The sequence below is a fragment of the Nocardia sp. NPDC057272 genome (genome assembly GCF_042668615.1).
Lineage (GTDB): Bacteria > Actinomycetota > Actinomycetes > Mycobacteriales > Mycobacteriaceae > Nocardia.
Map to the genome: position 1 here is coordinate 99,539 of NZ_JBHUYK010000010.1, position 13,985 is coordinate 113,523.

The following is a 13,985-nucleotide window of genomic DNA, read 5'->3' on the forward strand; positions in this document are numbered from 1 at the left end:
ACGACCAACTCTCGTGCGGAGCGTTTTGGCTCTGATGTCGAGCGGAGCTTGTGGCTGCGGAGATTCGGCAGCTACTCCTTGTTCAGCTCGGCGATTTCCGTCAGTTCGTAGGATGTGCTTCGGCCGCTCGAATCGGAGCGTCGCAAGGCGCCGAGCTCGATGAGTTCGTTGATGTCGCGGAGGGCGGAGGCCTGGGACGTTTTGGTGATGATCGCCCATTTGCGGGTTGTCAGGTTGCCGTTGAAACCGTCCAGAATTCGGTTGAGCATTTCGATCTGACGGGGGTTCATCGCCGTGGTATGCCACGTGCGCCAGAAGCGGGCTTTCGCGAGCGCTGCGTCGATGGTTCGGTCGGCGTTGTGGATGGACTGGAGTAGCGCATCGAGGAACCAGAGCAGCCAGGCTGTGACATCGAGGTCGCCGCGTTGGGTGCTTTCGAGGATCGCGTAGTAGTTTTTGCGGTCGCGCTGGATCTGGGCGGACAGGCTGTAGAACCGGCGAGGGCTGTGTTCGGAACGGGCCAGGGCGAGATCGCCTATCGCGCGTGCGATTCGGCCGTTTCCGTCATCGAAGGGATGAATCGTCACGAACCATAGGTGTGCCAGGCCGGCTTTCAGCACCGCGGGTTCGGGGGTTTCCGCGTCGAGCCACATCAGGAAGCGGTGCATGTCGTCATCGAGGCGCGAGGCGGGTGGGGCCTCGAAGTGGACTCGCTGCCGACCGTATGGTCCCGAGATCACCTCCATCGGTCCGGTCTCATCGGTTCGCCAGCCGCCCACCCGGATTCGTGAGATGCCGGAGTAGCCCGTGGGAAAGAGTCCGGCGTGCCAGCCGAACAGACGCTCCGCGGTCACCGGTTGGTCGTGATGGCGGGTGGCGTCGAGGACCATACCGACGACACCGTCGACCCGGCGGTCGGTGGGTGTTGTCGCGCCGATATCGACACCGAGCCTGCGAGCGATGGACGACCGGACCGACGCCGCATCGAGTAACTCGCCTTCGATGGCGCTCGATTGCACGACGTCAGTGGTAAGCGCTTCCAAACCCGCGCGTTCCTGTGTGGCGTCGTCGGCGTCGGTGAGTCGACCGTGTAGGCGCCCCTGCGCGAGCGCGACCTCTGCCGTCGGTTTGGCGAGCAGAACGGCGTCGTAGGTGAAGCGAGGCCAGTTCGTCGCCTCCCAGATGTACCTACGGTTCGCCATGCAGCGATATTACCGCTTATTCACTGCAAAATTTGAAGCGAATAAGTGGATAATCGCCGCGTCGGGCGCTGTTCGGTTACCCGGTGCGGTAGTCGTCGGTGCCGAATTCCTGGTGGTAGCGCTGGGCTCGGGTGAGCATGCGGTAGATGCCGGCGATCATGCGGTCGGTGGGCAGGGGCTCGGCGACGATGGGGTCGCCGGTTTTCACGTAGTAGCGGCCGTCGGGGTAGTCCATCCACCAGAAGGTGCGGGCGGGGGTGGGGCGCGAGTCGAGGGCGGGGCCGGAGAGGGCCGAGATCTCGCCGAAGGCTCGGCGGGGGCGGTGGAACATGCGGTTGAGCTGGTCGGCCGAGCTGAGGCGGCCCGCGCGGTATTCGAAGTGGTCTTCTTCGGCGGACAGCTGGTCTCGGCGGACCTCGACCGGCGCTTTCTTGCCCGGCTTCGTGCGGGGGAGGGCAGCGACTGTCAGGGCTGCTACCTGGCTGGGCGTGCAGTAGGTGAGGGTGACGTCGGCGCCGGTGTCCTCCGCGGTGCCCGGCGCCTGTTGCAGGGTGGCGCCGACCGCGCCGCGGATCGCGCCGTGGAAGCGGATGATGTTCGCGTTGTCCTGTCCCACATAGCCTTTGGATTCGACCCTGGCCTCGGGATCGAGCAGGACAGCGAGAGCGCGTTCCACCGCCGGGTCGTATTTGCGGAGGAGGGCGTCCACCGCGGCTTCCCGGTGCTGCTTCAGTTCGTCGAATTCGGCGATGTCGGTGCGGTATTGGAGAGGATAAGGAAGGCGGTCGCGGCCGTAGCCGGACCACAGGATCTCGAATTCGATGCCGGTGAATTCAGCGCGGTGCACTGTCGTCGTCTCCGCCGATCACCGGGGGCACGGTCCTGATCTGGTCCGCGCCGAGCAGGAGGTCACCGTTTTCCTGGGTGATCAGGTAGTCGGGGATGCCCTTGGTTCGTTCGTCGTCGGAGTTACCGCGACCTGCGCCCGGCGCGCCCATGCCGCCCACGCCCGCTGCGCCGCGACCGGCGGCGGCGGAGGTGCCCGCGCGGGTTCCGGTCGCGGTCGCGGCAGCGGGAGACGGGGTGCCAGGGGTGCTTCGGCCGGGGGTGGAACTGGTCGGGGTGCCGCTGCCGCGCTGGGTGCCCGTCCCACCGGGCCCGCTACCGGTGGGTCTGCCGGAGCCGGGAGCGCCGGTGCCCGGGGTGCCGGCGCCGGGTGTGCCGGTGCCTGGTGCTGTGGCACCAGCGCTGGTCGGCGCAGTGATGTTCGGAGCTGTTGTGGTGGGGGTGGTGGATTGCGGTGTGGTGGTAGTGCTCTGGGGCGTGGTCGAGCTCGCGTCTGTCGAAGAGGTTGTGGTGGAGGACGGTCCGGTACCGGACCCCTCGAGTGTCGCGCTGTCGCCGGGCGTTCCCGCTGCCGTGTTTTCGGTTTCGTTGTCGGCTGCGGTCGAATCACCCTGATTGTCAATGGCAGTCGTATCGCTGTTGCTGCCCGGTCCTCCGCCGTCGGCGATGGTCGGCGCGGTCGGCAAGAAGGGAACGCCGTTGTCGGTTTGGCCGGCGACCTGGCTGTACACCGAACGCAGGATCCGCCTGCCCTCCTGGGTGGCTTCGTCGCGGTTGTGATCGTCGACCTTCATCACACCGTCGGCGGGCAGCGACTTGCCGGTGACGTTGGTGCGCTCGGTGAGGCCGGGCATCAACGCTTGGGTCTGCTCGATCCCGGTGCGCATCTCGGTCAGTTTGAGGCTGATCGCAGTCGCGGCCTGGGAGAGCGGAATCGATTGCTGCGCATAGTTGTTCACGGCCGCGACGGCGGCGGAAGCTGCCGCCCCCGTCCATCCGCTGTGGCCGCCGGCGCCGGTGACGGTGCGGGCGAACTGCTGGTTGAACCCGGTGAAGGTGCCCATCAGCGCACCACCGATATTCGCCCACGCGGTGACCGCGTCATCGACCAGCTGTGGTTTCATCGCCGCGACCGCCGCCTGCATCTGCTCGAGCGTCATGCTGTCGTAGTTGTCAGGGGTGGTGATGTGCGGGGGTTGGATGTCGCCGCCGAAGATCGTGGCGTAATTGCCGGCGAGCTGGCGGTCGTAGATCTTGGCCCGCTCGGTATTCCACTGCTCCTGAGCTGCGATCACCTTGCTCTTGTAGTCCTCGTAGGTCACAGGTGTTCTCCTGTCGCGGAGATCTCGGCACCGGTCGCTTCGTCCTGGGCGACGAAGTTCGCAATCGCTTTGGCCACAACCTCTTTGGCGGTCTGCACGGCCTCGATGTGCTTCTTGAGGACTTCGTCCAGTGGGCGGTCACCTCCGGATGCGGTCAATGAGAATTTCCGCTCCAGCGTCTGGCTCGAGTTGAACGATCCGAAGCCGGAGATATTGCGGACCTGGTCGACCTGGGCATAAACCTCTTCCAGCCGATCCAAGTGGTCGTCGCAAACCCTGTCCAGATCCTTGCCGACTTCGGGGTCGAGTGAGAGTTGACCGGCTTCTGCCTGGACCAAGAGTTGACTCCACTCGCCGGGGTCGATGCTCAAAAGCATTGGTCACCCACTAGCTCTGGGGAAGGTACTGAGCGAAGCTGTCGGTGAGTCGGCGTACCTCCGGGCATGGCGCAGGCGGCGAGGACGCGCTGACGCGGTTCAAGAGCCTGAAGAGGACCGACCCGTTCGGGATCTCAACGGCGACAGTACAACCCAGGTCATGTGTCGACCCTGTCGTTCGAAGCTGAATTGCCTTGTGTGATCCCACGGTTGTCTCGGTGAAGTCCGTGAAGTCTTTTCGTGCTCGGGATTCGGCGAGCGCGTGTTCCGACGACAGGACCGAGAACGTGTACTGCTTCGCGGAGTCCTGCCAGCTGCATGTCTTCCATCCTGTGAAGTCGACCCCGGCAACCTCGTTCTTCCGGCTGCTGACGTTCAGGCCGGCCCCGCTGACAGCTGAATCCGGCAGCGAACACGGATCCCACACCTTCGCCTCGGCATCCACCGAAGTAGGACTCGCCGCCACACTCACACTGCTTGTCTGCGGAGTAGCCGTCCCCTGCTCCCCGCACCCTACGACAGCCAACCCCGCCACCGCGACAACGCCGAACACCCTCGCCGCCGCACCTCGAACTGCCATGTCTTCGTCCCTCCCACAGAACCGGTGCTCGTTCATGACGTCCCCGCTCCGAAGATCGTAGTCACGCTGATGCGCATCGCGAAAGGTCACGCCTACTCCGCTGCACAGGGGGAGGAGGAGAACAAGGTGAACTCGACCTCGCCGCGAACGGTCTTGTCTCGGATGCTGTACACGGCGAACCCTCGTGAATCGCGATACACCCGGCTCGCCGGGTCGTCGCCGGGGATGCCTTCCTGTCGCGTGAAACCACGTGCGGTCATCGCCTCGAGGTTCGCCAGCGCCTTGTCGATGTGCTCCTGTGACGGATTCCGTTCAGCCTCTTGGTAACTCGGTGCCCACGGCGGACCGTAGGTCTTCAGCGTGTTCGGGTCGGTGCGGCATCCGTTGCCCAATTTCACCGAGCCCGCGTCGACCGAGCGCGTTCTCGGTGAGATCAGCTCGAAGTTGTCGGCGACGATCTGTGATGCTTCCGGAACGCGCAGACCAGTGGAGTTCAGGACCTCATCGGTCGACGTACCCTCGTCGACGAACGCCGAGCAGGCAGGCATCACGAGGATCGCGCAGATTGTGACGAACCTTCTCATGGGATATCTATCCGTTCGCCCCGTTGCGGGTTGTCGGTGACGCGAGGGTTCGAGTAGGGGTGCTCGACCCCGAACAGTTCTTTCACTGTCGCGGCGCGGCCCGCGTCGAACGCTTCCTTACCGCCGTTGCCGTTGTCGCCGAGACCCACGTCCACCCAACGGGTTTCGATCCCGCGTTCGACGTATGCGGTCGCATCCGTTCCGGCGATGACGCCGACGATGTTCTGGAACGCGGTCGATTTGGGGTCGTCCCAGTATTTGCCGTGTCCGTCGCTGCCGAAGACGACCTCGTTGGCGCTGTGCTCGCCGGTGTTGCCGCCATAGAACCCGGTGTCGAGCCGGGTCACGCCGGGAACCTCATCGGGATCGCCGCCGAGAACTTCCGACGCATGCGGATTGCCGGGAAGGTGGAGCCCACCGGGCAGGGTCAGCCCGCTGTCCGGATAGGACTGCACGACACCGATCAGATCGCCGGGCGCGGTCATCGAGTAGCGCTGGACATCCGGGTTCGGGTTGTTCCAACCACCGTCGAACACACCGGTTCCCGCCGACGAAGCATGGAGGACCCGGTCGGCCCGCAGACCCAATTGCTCGGCGGAGCCGACGACCGAACCACCATAGGAATGCCCCACATAGGACACAGGTGTGCCCGGTGCGCCGCCGGCGACCTCCCGGTCGACTTCCCGTCCGAAGTCGACCAGCTTCGGCGCCATGTCGGCCGCGAATTTCGGGCTGGGCGCCCCGTCGGAAAGGCTGGTCAGACTCTGCGGGAAGTCGCCCTCCATGTACAGGAAGATGGGGCCGCCCGTCTGATCGGCGAGATTCCATGCGGCCACGTGATTGGACCCCGAGCCGTTGAGATTCGTGCTGGTGCCGGGCACATACACCCCCACACCAGGCGCACCCGACGTCATCTCGCCGACCATCTCGATCATCCGCCCGTTGCCCTCGGTGCTGAACATGACGAACTTGCGGTCGACCATGCCCAGCTGCGGTGTCGCTGTCTCGCCGGTCGCGGCGGCGGTGGTGTCGAGCGTGCCCGCACCTTCGGGATTCGGGATGGGCGCGAGCATCGCTTCCAGCTGCTTCACCCGCGATTCGTCCCGATTCGGCTTGGCTTTCTCCGACGTCAGCGCATTGCGGACATTGATCTCGTTGGCCTCGATCCGCATGACGAACGGCACTCCGTTCAGATTGCCCAGCTTCTCCGGCGCCGCGATCACCAGCTGACGTTGCGCTTCGGGACTCAACCCGGCCAGGAAGGCCGCGCGATCGTCCGGCGACATCGACGCCAGCTGGATCGCGACCGCGTCCGGATCCCGCATCGAACCGTCGGCGAGGATGATGTCGGGCTGCCCGTCGCGCATCGCCCCGAGGTCGCCCATCGATTCCCGCAGCCTGGCGCCGAACAGGTTGTCGAGGCGTTCGAGCTCGTCCAGCCCGCTGAGCAGGTTGAGCTGGAAAACTCCTGCGGCGCCTTCCTCTTCCGGATCGGAATGGGTCACCCGGCCGTCGGGCGCGACCACGAAACCTTGCCCGACGGCGAGGTTCTTCTGTTCCAGCACATAGGTTTTGGCGTGCTTCAAGCCCTGATAGGCGTCGTCGGCATCGTCTGCCACGCGGAGCAGCACGGTGCGGACCTCGTAGCCGTGATCGACTTCCTCGTCGATGCGCCGCGAGGCCGCGTCTTTGGTCTGCCCGTACCAGCCACCCGCCGCCGAGACCGCGCGCGAGCAGTCGTCGACCGAGGTCGAGAGGGTGTCGGCGTTGGCACGGGCGGCTTCCCCGGCGCGGTGCAGGCCTTCGAGATTCCAGGTGTCGAGTTGGGGGATGGTCGGCCGCATCAGCGGGTACCGAGCTTCCCGATCTCGCCCGCGGTCTCGGCATCTTTGGCTTGGATATCGGCGGAGAACTTGTCGACGAGGTCGGCCAGCGTCGTGTATCGGGTCGCGATCGAGTCCATCGCCTGCGAAGCCGGGTCGGACAGTCCACGCACGGCGGAGAGCACCTCACTGCCGTCGCCGGTGGCCTCGCTCGCGGCCGCCCAGCTCAGTGCGTCGACTTCGGCTGCCTCCCGACGCCAGGTCGTCGCCATGGTCCTCAACTGATCGGGCTCGACGCCCAGGGTCCCACTCACGATGCCCCCTCCTTCGATGCCGAGAGGACTACGCGCCCGTGCGGACCGGTCCCTTCGTGAAGGTTGGACGGGGCTCGCGATGCGAAGGTTCCATTATGTGATGTGAGTCACACGGAAGCGGGCTCGTCCTCGTCCGCATCGGCCCGGCTGTGCACGCACTCGCGGCAGGCGCCGAAGATCTCGAGGGTGTGGCTCACCTCGGTGAAGCCGTGTTCGCTCGCGATGGTCTCGGCCCATGCCTCGACCGTCGGGCCCTCGACCTCGACGGTGCGCCCGCAATGGCGGCACACCAGGTGGTGATGGTGGCCGCTCGAACACTGGCGGTAGACGGATTCGCCGGTGTCGGTGCGCAGCACGTCGACCATGCCGGCGTCGGCCAGGGACTGGAGGGTCCGGTAGACGGTGGTCAGGCCGATGCCCTCGCCGCGTTTACGGAGCTCGTCGTGCAATTCCTGCGCCGAACGGAACTCGTCGATATTGTTGAGCAAGGCCGAGATGGCACTGCGCTGACGAGTGCTGCGGACCCCGACCTGCTTCGCGGAGGTGTTGTCTGCCAACGGATTACCCTTCCTCGGCATGCGCGACGGCATCGACTACGATATGCGCCAGATGGTCGTCGACGAGTTCGTAGAGCACCTCGCGGCCCGAGCGTTCGCCGTGTACGACACCCGCCGATTTGAGAATGCGCAGATGCTGGCTGACCAGCGGCTGGGTGACGCCGAGCGCGTCGACCAGCTCGTGCACGCAGCGCGGCGACTCACGCAACTGCAGCACGATGGCGATGCGTACCGGCGCGGCCAGTGCCCGCAGCAGCTCGCCCGCGTCCTCGAGTACCGTGCGCGACGGCACGGCGGCGGGGGCGGGGGAGTGGTACGGGTTGTGTGGGTGCGCGGGCGCGGCCTCGGTGGTCATCAACCAACTCCTTAATGGAAACAGATTCCATTTTGATATGCATAATTGCGCATGTCAAATGACGCGCCGCGCGGACACCTCGGCTGCTGCAAACCCACTGGACGCGTCCCGATACGCTGGACCCACTTACGTACGGTAGGCCGCATCGAACACCGGTACGGCATGCCGAACAATTCCGACTCGCAGTGGATGGAGAAATCTCGCGTGGCACCCAAGTCGAAGGTGGACACCGTTGCCAACCTCGCCAAGCGCCGGGGTCTGGTCTACCCGTGCGGTGAGATCTACGGAGGCACCAAGTCGGCGTGGGACTACGGTCCGCTCGGCGTCGAACTGAAGGACAACATCAAGCGGCAGTGGTGGCGGACCATGGTCACCAGCCGCGACGATGTCGTCGGTCTCGACTCCTCGGTGATCCTGCCGCGCCAGGTCTGGGAGGCCTCGGGCCACGTGGCCACCTTCTCCGATCCGCTGGTCGAGTCGCTGCACACGCACAAGCGTTACCGCGCCGACCATCTCATCGAGGCCTACGAGGCCAAGCACGGCCACCCGCCCGCCAACGGCCTGGCCGACATCAACGATCCCGACACCGGTCAGCCCGGCAAGTGGACCGAGCCGCGTAACTTCTCCGGCCTGCTCAAGACCTTCCTCGGCCCGGTCGACGACGAAGAGGGCATGCACTACCTGCGTCCGGAGACGGCACAGGGCATCTTCGTCAACTTCAAGAACGTGCAGGAGACCGCGCGTAAGAAGCCGCCGTTCGGCATCGCCCAGATCGGCAAGAGCTTCCGCAACGAGATCACGCCGGGCAACTTCATCTTCCGCACGCGTGAGTTCGAGCAGATGGAGATGGAGTTCTTCGTCAAGCCGGGCGAGGACGTGGAGTGGCACAAGTACTGGATCGACACCCGTCTGTCCTGGTACACCGACCTCGGCATCGACCCAGAGAACCTGCGCCTGTTCGAGCACCCCAAGGAAAAGCTGTCGCACTACTCGGCGGGCACCACCGACATCGAGTACCGCTTCCGCTTCCAGGGCAGCGAATGGGGCGAGCTCGAGGGCATCGCCAACCGCACCGACTACGACCTCAAGACGCACTCGGAGCACTCGAACGTCGACCTGAGCTACCGCGATCAGGCGAGCGGTGAGCGCTACACGCCGTACGTCATCGAGCCGGCCGCCGGCCTGACCCGTTCGCTGATGGCCTTCCTGGTCGACGCCTACACCGTCGACCAGGTGCCGACCGCGAAGGGCACGACCGAAGAGCGGATCAGCCTGCGTCTGGATCCGCGCCTCGCGCCGGTCAAGGCCGCGGTGCTGCCGCTCTCGCGCAACGCCGACCTGACCCCGAAGGCCAAGGACCTCGCCGCCCAGCTGCGCCGCAACTGGAACGTCGACTTCGACGACGCGGGTGCCATCGGCCGTCGTTACCGTCGTCAGGACGAGATCGGTACCCCGTTCTGCATCACGGTCGACTTCGACACCATCGACGACCACGCGGTGACGATCCGCGAGCGCGACTCGATGGCCCAGGAGCGCATCGCCCTGGACAAGGTCGAGTCCTACCTGGCAGCACGACTGATCGGCGCCTGACACGTCAGGTCGAGGGAGCCCGCACCGGCAAGTCGGTGCGGGTTCTTTCGCGTCCGCGCGCTGGGCGGTTGATCACACTGCGTAGCTGACGGTTTGCGTTGGGTGGGCGCTTGCCTCACGATCTTCGTTGTGCTGTGGGAACCGGAAGACGTGGTGCGGGCGCTCGACCCGTCGGAACAACGATTCGTGCGGCACGCGACTTTCACCGGACGGTCGGTCACCGTGCTCGGGGAACTGGACGCGGCCGGGCTCGGCGCGGCCTTCGCGGCATTGCAGCGGCGGTTTCCGATTCTGGTGTGCCGGATCGTCGAGGATGCCGACGAGAACGGAATCCTGTTGCGTCCCGGGCATATCGAGGCCGTCGGCGCGTGGGTGAGTTTCGGCGATCCCGACGAGGTGCGGATTCCGGCCGAGTCCATGGATCCCGGGGCCCAATTGGCCTATCTGGATGTGGTTCTCGCCGAAGAGGATCGGGCTCGGGTCACGTTGTTCGTGCACCACAGCGTGGCCGACGCGGGGCATTGTGTCGAACTGTTCGCGCGGCTGTGGGGCTACTACACCGACTTTGTGGAGACCGGGAAGATCGCGGACTCGGCAGCCACGGTCGCCGAGTCGGAGACCGCAGTCGAGGGGACGCGGGAGTATCCGGCGTCACTCGAGGTGCTGCTGGCGCAGCGGGGGATCCGGCGTGGGCGGCGATCGGGACTCGAGACGGTGGCGCGTCCGCTCGTCGTCGCCGATTCGATGAGCGGGGCCGAGTGGTCGGAAGCCGCACCGGCCACGTTGGCCCGGCCCGCGCGGATTCAGCTGGATACCGTCGCGACCGCTCGGGTGCTCGAGACGGCTCGCGCGCACGCGGTGAGCGTCAACGGGTTGGTCACCGCCGCGGCGTTGCGGGCGTACAGCGATCTCTCGGGCGCGGACCGCGTGTCGTGTGTGTATCCGGTCGACCTGCGCAGGCGCCTCGACCCGGCGGTCGCCGCGGAAGCGGGCACCAACCTGTCCGGCCTGGCCGCGTTCGCCACCGATGCCGCCGGCACCGCGGACCTCATCGTGCTCGCTCGCCGGATCGGCACCAGCCTGCACGACGACCTGGCCGACGGGGTGATCGAACAGTCCGTTCTGCACTTCCCCGACTTCTTCGGTCCCGATCGAATCCACTCCACCGCAGGGCATATCGCGCTCACCAACACCGGGACGGTGCCCACGTTCCGCGCCCCCGCCGGGCTGATCCTCGACGACTACGAGATCGTCTACCTCTCCGCGCACCCCCGCCCGTCGACGGGGGCGTCCGCGGCGGTCACCTTCCTCGTCTACACCTACCTCGGCAGGTTGACCATCGGCCGGTTGGGCGGCGGCGCGCTCGCCGCCGAACTGCTGGATGCCGTGGCATCCGAGCTGTCCTGGGCGTCCACCGATCAGGAAGCCGCGACCGCTTGAAGTCAGGCGAGCACGTGCCGACCGTCGACCTTGCATCACCGCGGGGCGAGAGGCTCCTGTAGTTCGGTGACCCAGCCATCGGGATCGGGGGTCCATTCCAGGGTGACTTCGCGGACGGGTGCGCCGGTGCGATGCCCGTTGTCCTCCACCCAGCGACCGAGCGCCTGCCACGCCGCACCGATCCCGCTCACATTCCCGCGATAGACGGTGGTCGCCGCGAGTTCGAGCGCGGGCAGATCGACGATCGAGAAGTCCGGTGCCGCAGCGGGTTCTACATTCACCGGCACGCAGGCGTGCACGCCGACCGTTCCGTCGTCGCGCGCGTCGTAGTAGGCGATCGCGGGACCGGCGATCGTGATCCCGGCCTTGGCCAGCCTGTCGGACAGTTCGCTGAACAGTGGCCCGATCACCGGGCTGATCGCCTGCGGTTCGAATCCCGAAGCCCAGCTGGACGATTCGGCCACCCGCACCGCGGGCACCGACTTGATCACCACATCCTGATCGGGCATAACGCCCTCCTTTTCGATGATTCGGAGTCTCGCTTCGACTTCGGTCAACCGCGAACGGTCCGCAGCGATCCGCTGTTCCAGCTCGGCGCGGCGCAAGGTGAGCATGCCGCGCAGTTCTGCCGCGTCGGGCCCCGGCTCGAGCATTCTGCCCACCTGTTCCAGCGTGAACCCGAGCTCTTTCAATGCGATGAGCCGGTTGAGCCGGGCCAGCTGCGCCGCCGTATAGAAGCGGTATCCGGTGGCCGCGTCGACCCTGGCGGGCGGCAGCAAACCCACCGCGTCGTAGTGGCGCAGCATGCGCACTGACACCTGACCGTGCCTGGCGAAATCTCCGATACTGAACATGACGCCTTCCGGTGTACGGCCTCACACAGTGGGAGAGTCAAGCGCTACCTGACGACCTCGGCTCGGCGCCGTCAGACCTCCCGCGCCCGGCTCAGAATCTGCCGCCCCGGCTGACCCGTCGTGATCCCGACGAGCCGCCGTAGGAGCCCGGACGGTAACCACCTCCGCCTCCGCCGTAGCCACCACGGTGCGAACCGCCGCTCATCGCGCCGCGGAGTAGTTCGTTCAGGAGGATTCCGCCCAGCACCGCACCGGTCTGGGAGCCACCGCCCGACATCGGCTGACGCGTCTCCCACGCCTGCACGCTGGCCTGCGCTTGCTGCATGGCCCGGCCGCCGAGGTCGGCGGCGGTCTGCGCGCTGACGAGTGCGCGTTCGGGGTCACTGCCCGCGAGTCCGCGTGCCTCGGCGAGGTGGCGTTGCGCTTCGGAGAGCCGGGTACGCGCCTCCGCGTCGACGCCGCCACGCCGGGTGGTGATGAACGACGACGCCGCATCGATGCGGGCGGACGCGTCGGTGAGGGTGCGATCGAGTCGGCGTCGTAGATCCTCCACGGCCAGTTTGCGATCCGAGGCCGCCGCGATCGCACGGTCCAGTTCGGCATCAGCGGTAACCGCGGTGTGGAAGGTACCGAGGGGATCGCTGTCGGCGTTCGGGGTGTTGAGGGCAGCGGTGGCGGACGAGACCGCGGCGGCCAGGTCGGCGCCGCCGAACTCGGCGAGGTTCTTGGCCGAGCTCAGGTCGGCGCGCAGTTCGTCGAGGGCGGCCGGAAGACCATCGCGCGCCTGCTGGATGTTCGTCGCGGCCTGGTCGACGGCATCGAGCAGCGTCCTTGCCTGCCCGATCGCGCCTTCGGCCGCTCGGATCGCCGCGACCGCACCACCCTGCTGCCCGACAGGCTGAGTGAGGGCAGTGCGAGCGGAATCGATGTTGTTCTCGGCGAACGTGATCCGCTCCTGCGCCATCCGCACGTTGTCGTGGATCGGCGCGATGACCGAGGACGGATAGGTCGAGCCCAGGCGGCCGAGTTCGGCTTCGGAGCCCGGCATACGCGCGGTCAGCTCGACGATGTCGCGGGTGAGCGTGTCCAGCCGAGCGGGCGCGTCGATCAGCAGATCGCGCATGGCGTCGAAATCGGCGACCTGCGAGTCGAGTTCGCGATCGGCCTTGCCCGCCGTGGCGATCAGCTCGATGAGCATGGCGCGCTGCTGATCCGGCGTCTCCGGAATCGCGTCGTCGAGTTGCTGACGAATCGTGAACGCCTTCGCGGTGGCGGCGCGGGCGGCATCGAGCGCGGAGCGGAACGGCGTCACCGCGGTATCACCGAATTCGCTGGTGGCCAGGGTCAATTCCTCGGCGCTGGTCCGCACGGCATCGTCGATCTCGACCAGTCGCTCGCGGGAGAGCGCGTGCAAGGTCGGCAGCGACAATCGCGCCAGCGCCGCGGAATCGGTCGGATCCACCTCGCGCGCGGTGGTCAGCTCGGCACGATCCCGGTCGCCACGGCGCTTGCGCGAGAACAGCATCAAACCGCCGGCCACCACGATCACGGCCAGCCCGATGAGGATCAGCACACCCCACGGCGCCCCGCCGCCCCGCATCGCCGAACCGATTCCCTCGGCGGTGTCGATCGCGGCCTGTGCCCACTTCTGGTCGCGCAGATCGGGTTCCACCGAACCCGCGAGCAGCGAGTCCAGTTCGGCGTCGCTCACCCCTTCGGGGAGGGTGCCGTCGAGCCAGTAGCCGCGGTCGTCGACGGCCACCGCCAGCAGCAGATCGTGATCGCTGAAGCCGGACAGGTCGGACGTGCGGGCAGCCCAGTCGCGCGGCGCCATCGACCCGAAGGTGCGCACATAGTTCACCCACAGCTTCACCTGGTGATCGCGGTAGAGGGTATCGACCGCGTCGAGCACGCGTGCTTCGTCGCCCGCACTGAGCACGTTCGCGGTATCGACCACCTGCGGACCCATGCGCGCGGGCGGTTCGGCGACCGCACTCGGCGCGCACAGCAGGCTCAATACGGCGAACACCGCGCAGAGCACGGAAACCGATCGTGGGGCCGAACTCGACAGCGGCATGTGTCGAATCTAACGGTCGATACCGACACCGGCACGACAGCGCGGCGCGTGGCTTCTACGATCG

Annotated in this window: 14 protein-coding genes; 2 read left to right on the forward strand and 12 right to left on the reverse strand. The window is 66.5% G+C overall.

The window, feature by feature from the left end:
* Window positions 1-71: 71 nt before the first annotated feature.
* The 10 genes from ACFULV_RS16330 to ACFULV_RS16375 all read right to left on the reverse strand — a co-directional run bounded on the left by ACFULV_RS16330 (window position 72) and on the right by ACFULV_RS16375 (window position 7,960).
* A complete protein-coding gene (locus tag ACFULV_RS16330) occupies window positions 72-1,202 on the reverse strand; it encodes a Fic family protein (protein WP_378657277.1) in 1,131 nt (376 codons plus the stop codon).
* Between the two features lie 76 nt (window positions 1,203-1,278).
* A complete protein-coding gene (locus ACFULV_RS16335; RefSeq protein WP_378637555.1) occupies window positions 1,279-2,049 on the reverse strand; it encodes an ESX secretion-associated protein EspG in 771 nt (256 codons plus the stop codon).
* Window positions 2,036-3,370, reverse strand: a complete 1,335-nt coding sequence (locus ACFULV_RS16340; RefSeq protein ID WP_378657280.1) for a hypothetical protein — start codon at window positions 3,368-3,370, stop codon at window positions 2,036-2,038. Before ACFULV_RS16340 ends, ACFULV_RS16335 begins: the two co-directional genes overlap by 14 nt.
* On the reverse strand, window positions 3,367-3,747 hold the full coding sequence (locus ACFULV_RS16345) for a hypothetical protein (RefSeq protein ID WP_378637559.1): 381 nt from the start codon (window positions 3,745-3,747) through the stop codon (window positions 3,367-3,369). The genes ACFULV_RS16340 and ACFULV_RS16345 overlap by 4 nt, the downstream gene beginning before the upstream one ends.
* A gap of 10 nt (window positions 3,748-3,757) precedes the next feature.
* Window positions 3,758-4,363 (reverse strand): DUF3558 domain-containing protein, encoded by a 606-nt coding sequence (locus ACFULV_RS16350; RefSeq protein ID WP_378657283.1) that lies wholly within the window; start codon window positions 4,361-4,363, stop codon window positions 3,758-3,760.
* Between the two features lie 56 nt (window positions 4,364-4,419).
* On the reverse strand, window positions 4,420-4,911 hold the full coding sequence (locus tag ACFULV_RS16355) for a hypothetical protein (RefSeq protein ID WP_378657285.1): 492 nt from the start codon (window positions 4,909-4,911) through the stop codon (window positions 4,420-4,422).
* Entirely contained in the window at window positions 4,908-6,755 is a 1,848-nt protein-coding gene (locus tag ACFULV_RS16360; protein ID WP_378657288.1) for a hypothetical protein, read from the reverse strand. The genes ACFULV_RS16355 and ACFULV_RS16360 overlap by 4 nt, the downstream gene beginning before the upstream one ends.
* Entirely contained in the window at window positions 6,755-7,048 is a 294-nt protein-coding gene (locus tag ACFULV_RS16365; protein ID WP_378657291.1) for a type VII secretion target, read from the reverse strand. The genes ACFULV_RS16360 and ACFULV_RS16365 overlap by 1 nt, the downstream gene beginning before the upstream one ends.
* A gap of 107 nt (window positions 7,049-7,155) precedes the next feature.
* A complete protein-coding gene (locus ACFULV_RS16370) occupies window positions 7,156-7,605 on the reverse strand; it encodes a Fur family transcriptional regulator (RefSeq protein WP_378657294.1) in 450 nt (149 codons plus the stop codon).
* A 4-nt stretch (window positions 7,606-7,609) separates the two neighbouring features.
* Window positions 7,610-7,960 (reverse strand): helix-turn-helix transcriptional regulator, encoded by a 351-nt coding sequence (locus ACFULV_RS16375; RefSeq protein WP_067456316.1) that lies wholly within the window; start codon window positions 7,958-7,960, stop codon window positions 7,610-7,612.
* Window positions 7,961-8,149: 189 nt separating this feature from the next.
* On the opposite strand from ACFULV_RS16375, the gene ACFULV_RS16380 reads away from it, so the two are divergent.
* Together ACFULV_RS16380 and ACFULV_RS16385 are read left to right on the forward strand one after the other, a co-directional pair.
* A complete protein-coding gene (locus tag ACFULV_RS16380) occupies window positions 8,150-9,550 on the forward strand; it encodes a glycine--tRNA ligase (protein ID WP_378637754.1) in 1,401 nt (466 codons plus the stop codon).
* 129 nt (window positions 9,551-9,679) lie between these two features.
* A complete protein-coding gene (locus tag ACFULV_RS16385) occupies window positions 9,680-10,990 on the forward strand; it encodes an acyltransferase (protein WP_378657297.1) in 1,311 nt (436 codons plus the stop codon).
* Between the two features lie 35 nt (window positions 10,991-11,025).
* Here ACFULV_RS16385 and ACFULV_RS16390 read toward each other — a convergent pair whose 3' ends face one another.
* Together ACFULV_RS16390 and ACFULV_RS16395 are read right to left on the reverse strand one after the other, a co-directional pair.
* A complete protein-coding gene (locus tag ACFULV_RS16390) occupies window positions 11,026-11,844 on the reverse strand; it encodes a MerR family transcriptional regulator (protein ID WP_378657299.1) in 819 nt (272 codons plus the stop codon).
* A 91-nt stretch (window positions 11,845-11,935) separates the two neighbouring features.
* Window positions 11,936-13,921: a TPM domain-containing protein gene (locus ACFULV_RS16395; RefSeq protein ID WP_378657301.1), complete on the reverse strand. Its 1,986-nt coding sequence runs from the start codon at window positions 13,919-13,921 to the stop codon at window positions 11,936-11,938.
* Window positions 13,922-13,985: the final 64 nt, after the last annotated feature.

Excerpts from the sequence above, each read along its gene's own strand:
- ACFULV_RS16345 (WP_378637559.1), bottom strand. The coding sequence starts at position 3,747 with ATGCTTTTGAGCATCGACCCCGGCGAGTGGAGTCAACTCTTGGTCCAG.
- ACFULV_RS16380 (WP_378637754.1), top strand. The coding sequence starts at position 8,150 with ATGGAGAAATCTCGCGTGGCACCCAAGTCGAAGGTGGACACCGTTGCC.
- ACFULV_RS16350 (WP_378657283.1), bottom strand. The coding sequence starts at position 4,363 with ATGAACGAGCACCGGTTCTGTGGGAGGGACGAAGACATGGCAGTTCGA.
- ACFULV_RS16330 (WP_378657277.1), bottom strand. The coding sequence starts at position 1,202 with ATGGCGAACCGTAGGTACATCTGGGAGGCGACGAACTGGCCTCGCTTC.
- ACFULV_RS16355 (WP_378657285.1), bottom strand. The coding sequence starts at position 4,911 with ATGAGAAGGTTCGTCACAATCTGCGCGATCCTCGTGATGCCTGCCTGC.
- ACFULV_RS16375 (WP_067456316.1), bottom strand. The coding sequence starts at position 7,960 with ATGACCACCGAGGCCGCGCCCGCGCACCCACACAACCCGTACCACTCC.
- ACFULV_RS16360 (WP_378657288.1), bottom strand. The coding sequence starts at position 6,755 with ATGCGGCCGACCATCCCCCAACTCGACACCTGGAATCTCGAAGGCCTG.
- ACFULV_RS16395 (WP_378657301.1), bottom strand. The coding sequence starts at position 13,921 with ATGCCGCTGTCGAGTTCGGCCCCACGATCGGTTTCCGTGCTCTGCGCG.
- ACFULV_RS16390 (WP_378657299.1), bottom strand. The coding sequence starts at position 11,844 with ATGTTCAGTATCGGAGATTTCGCCAGGCACGGTCAGGTGTCAGTGCGC.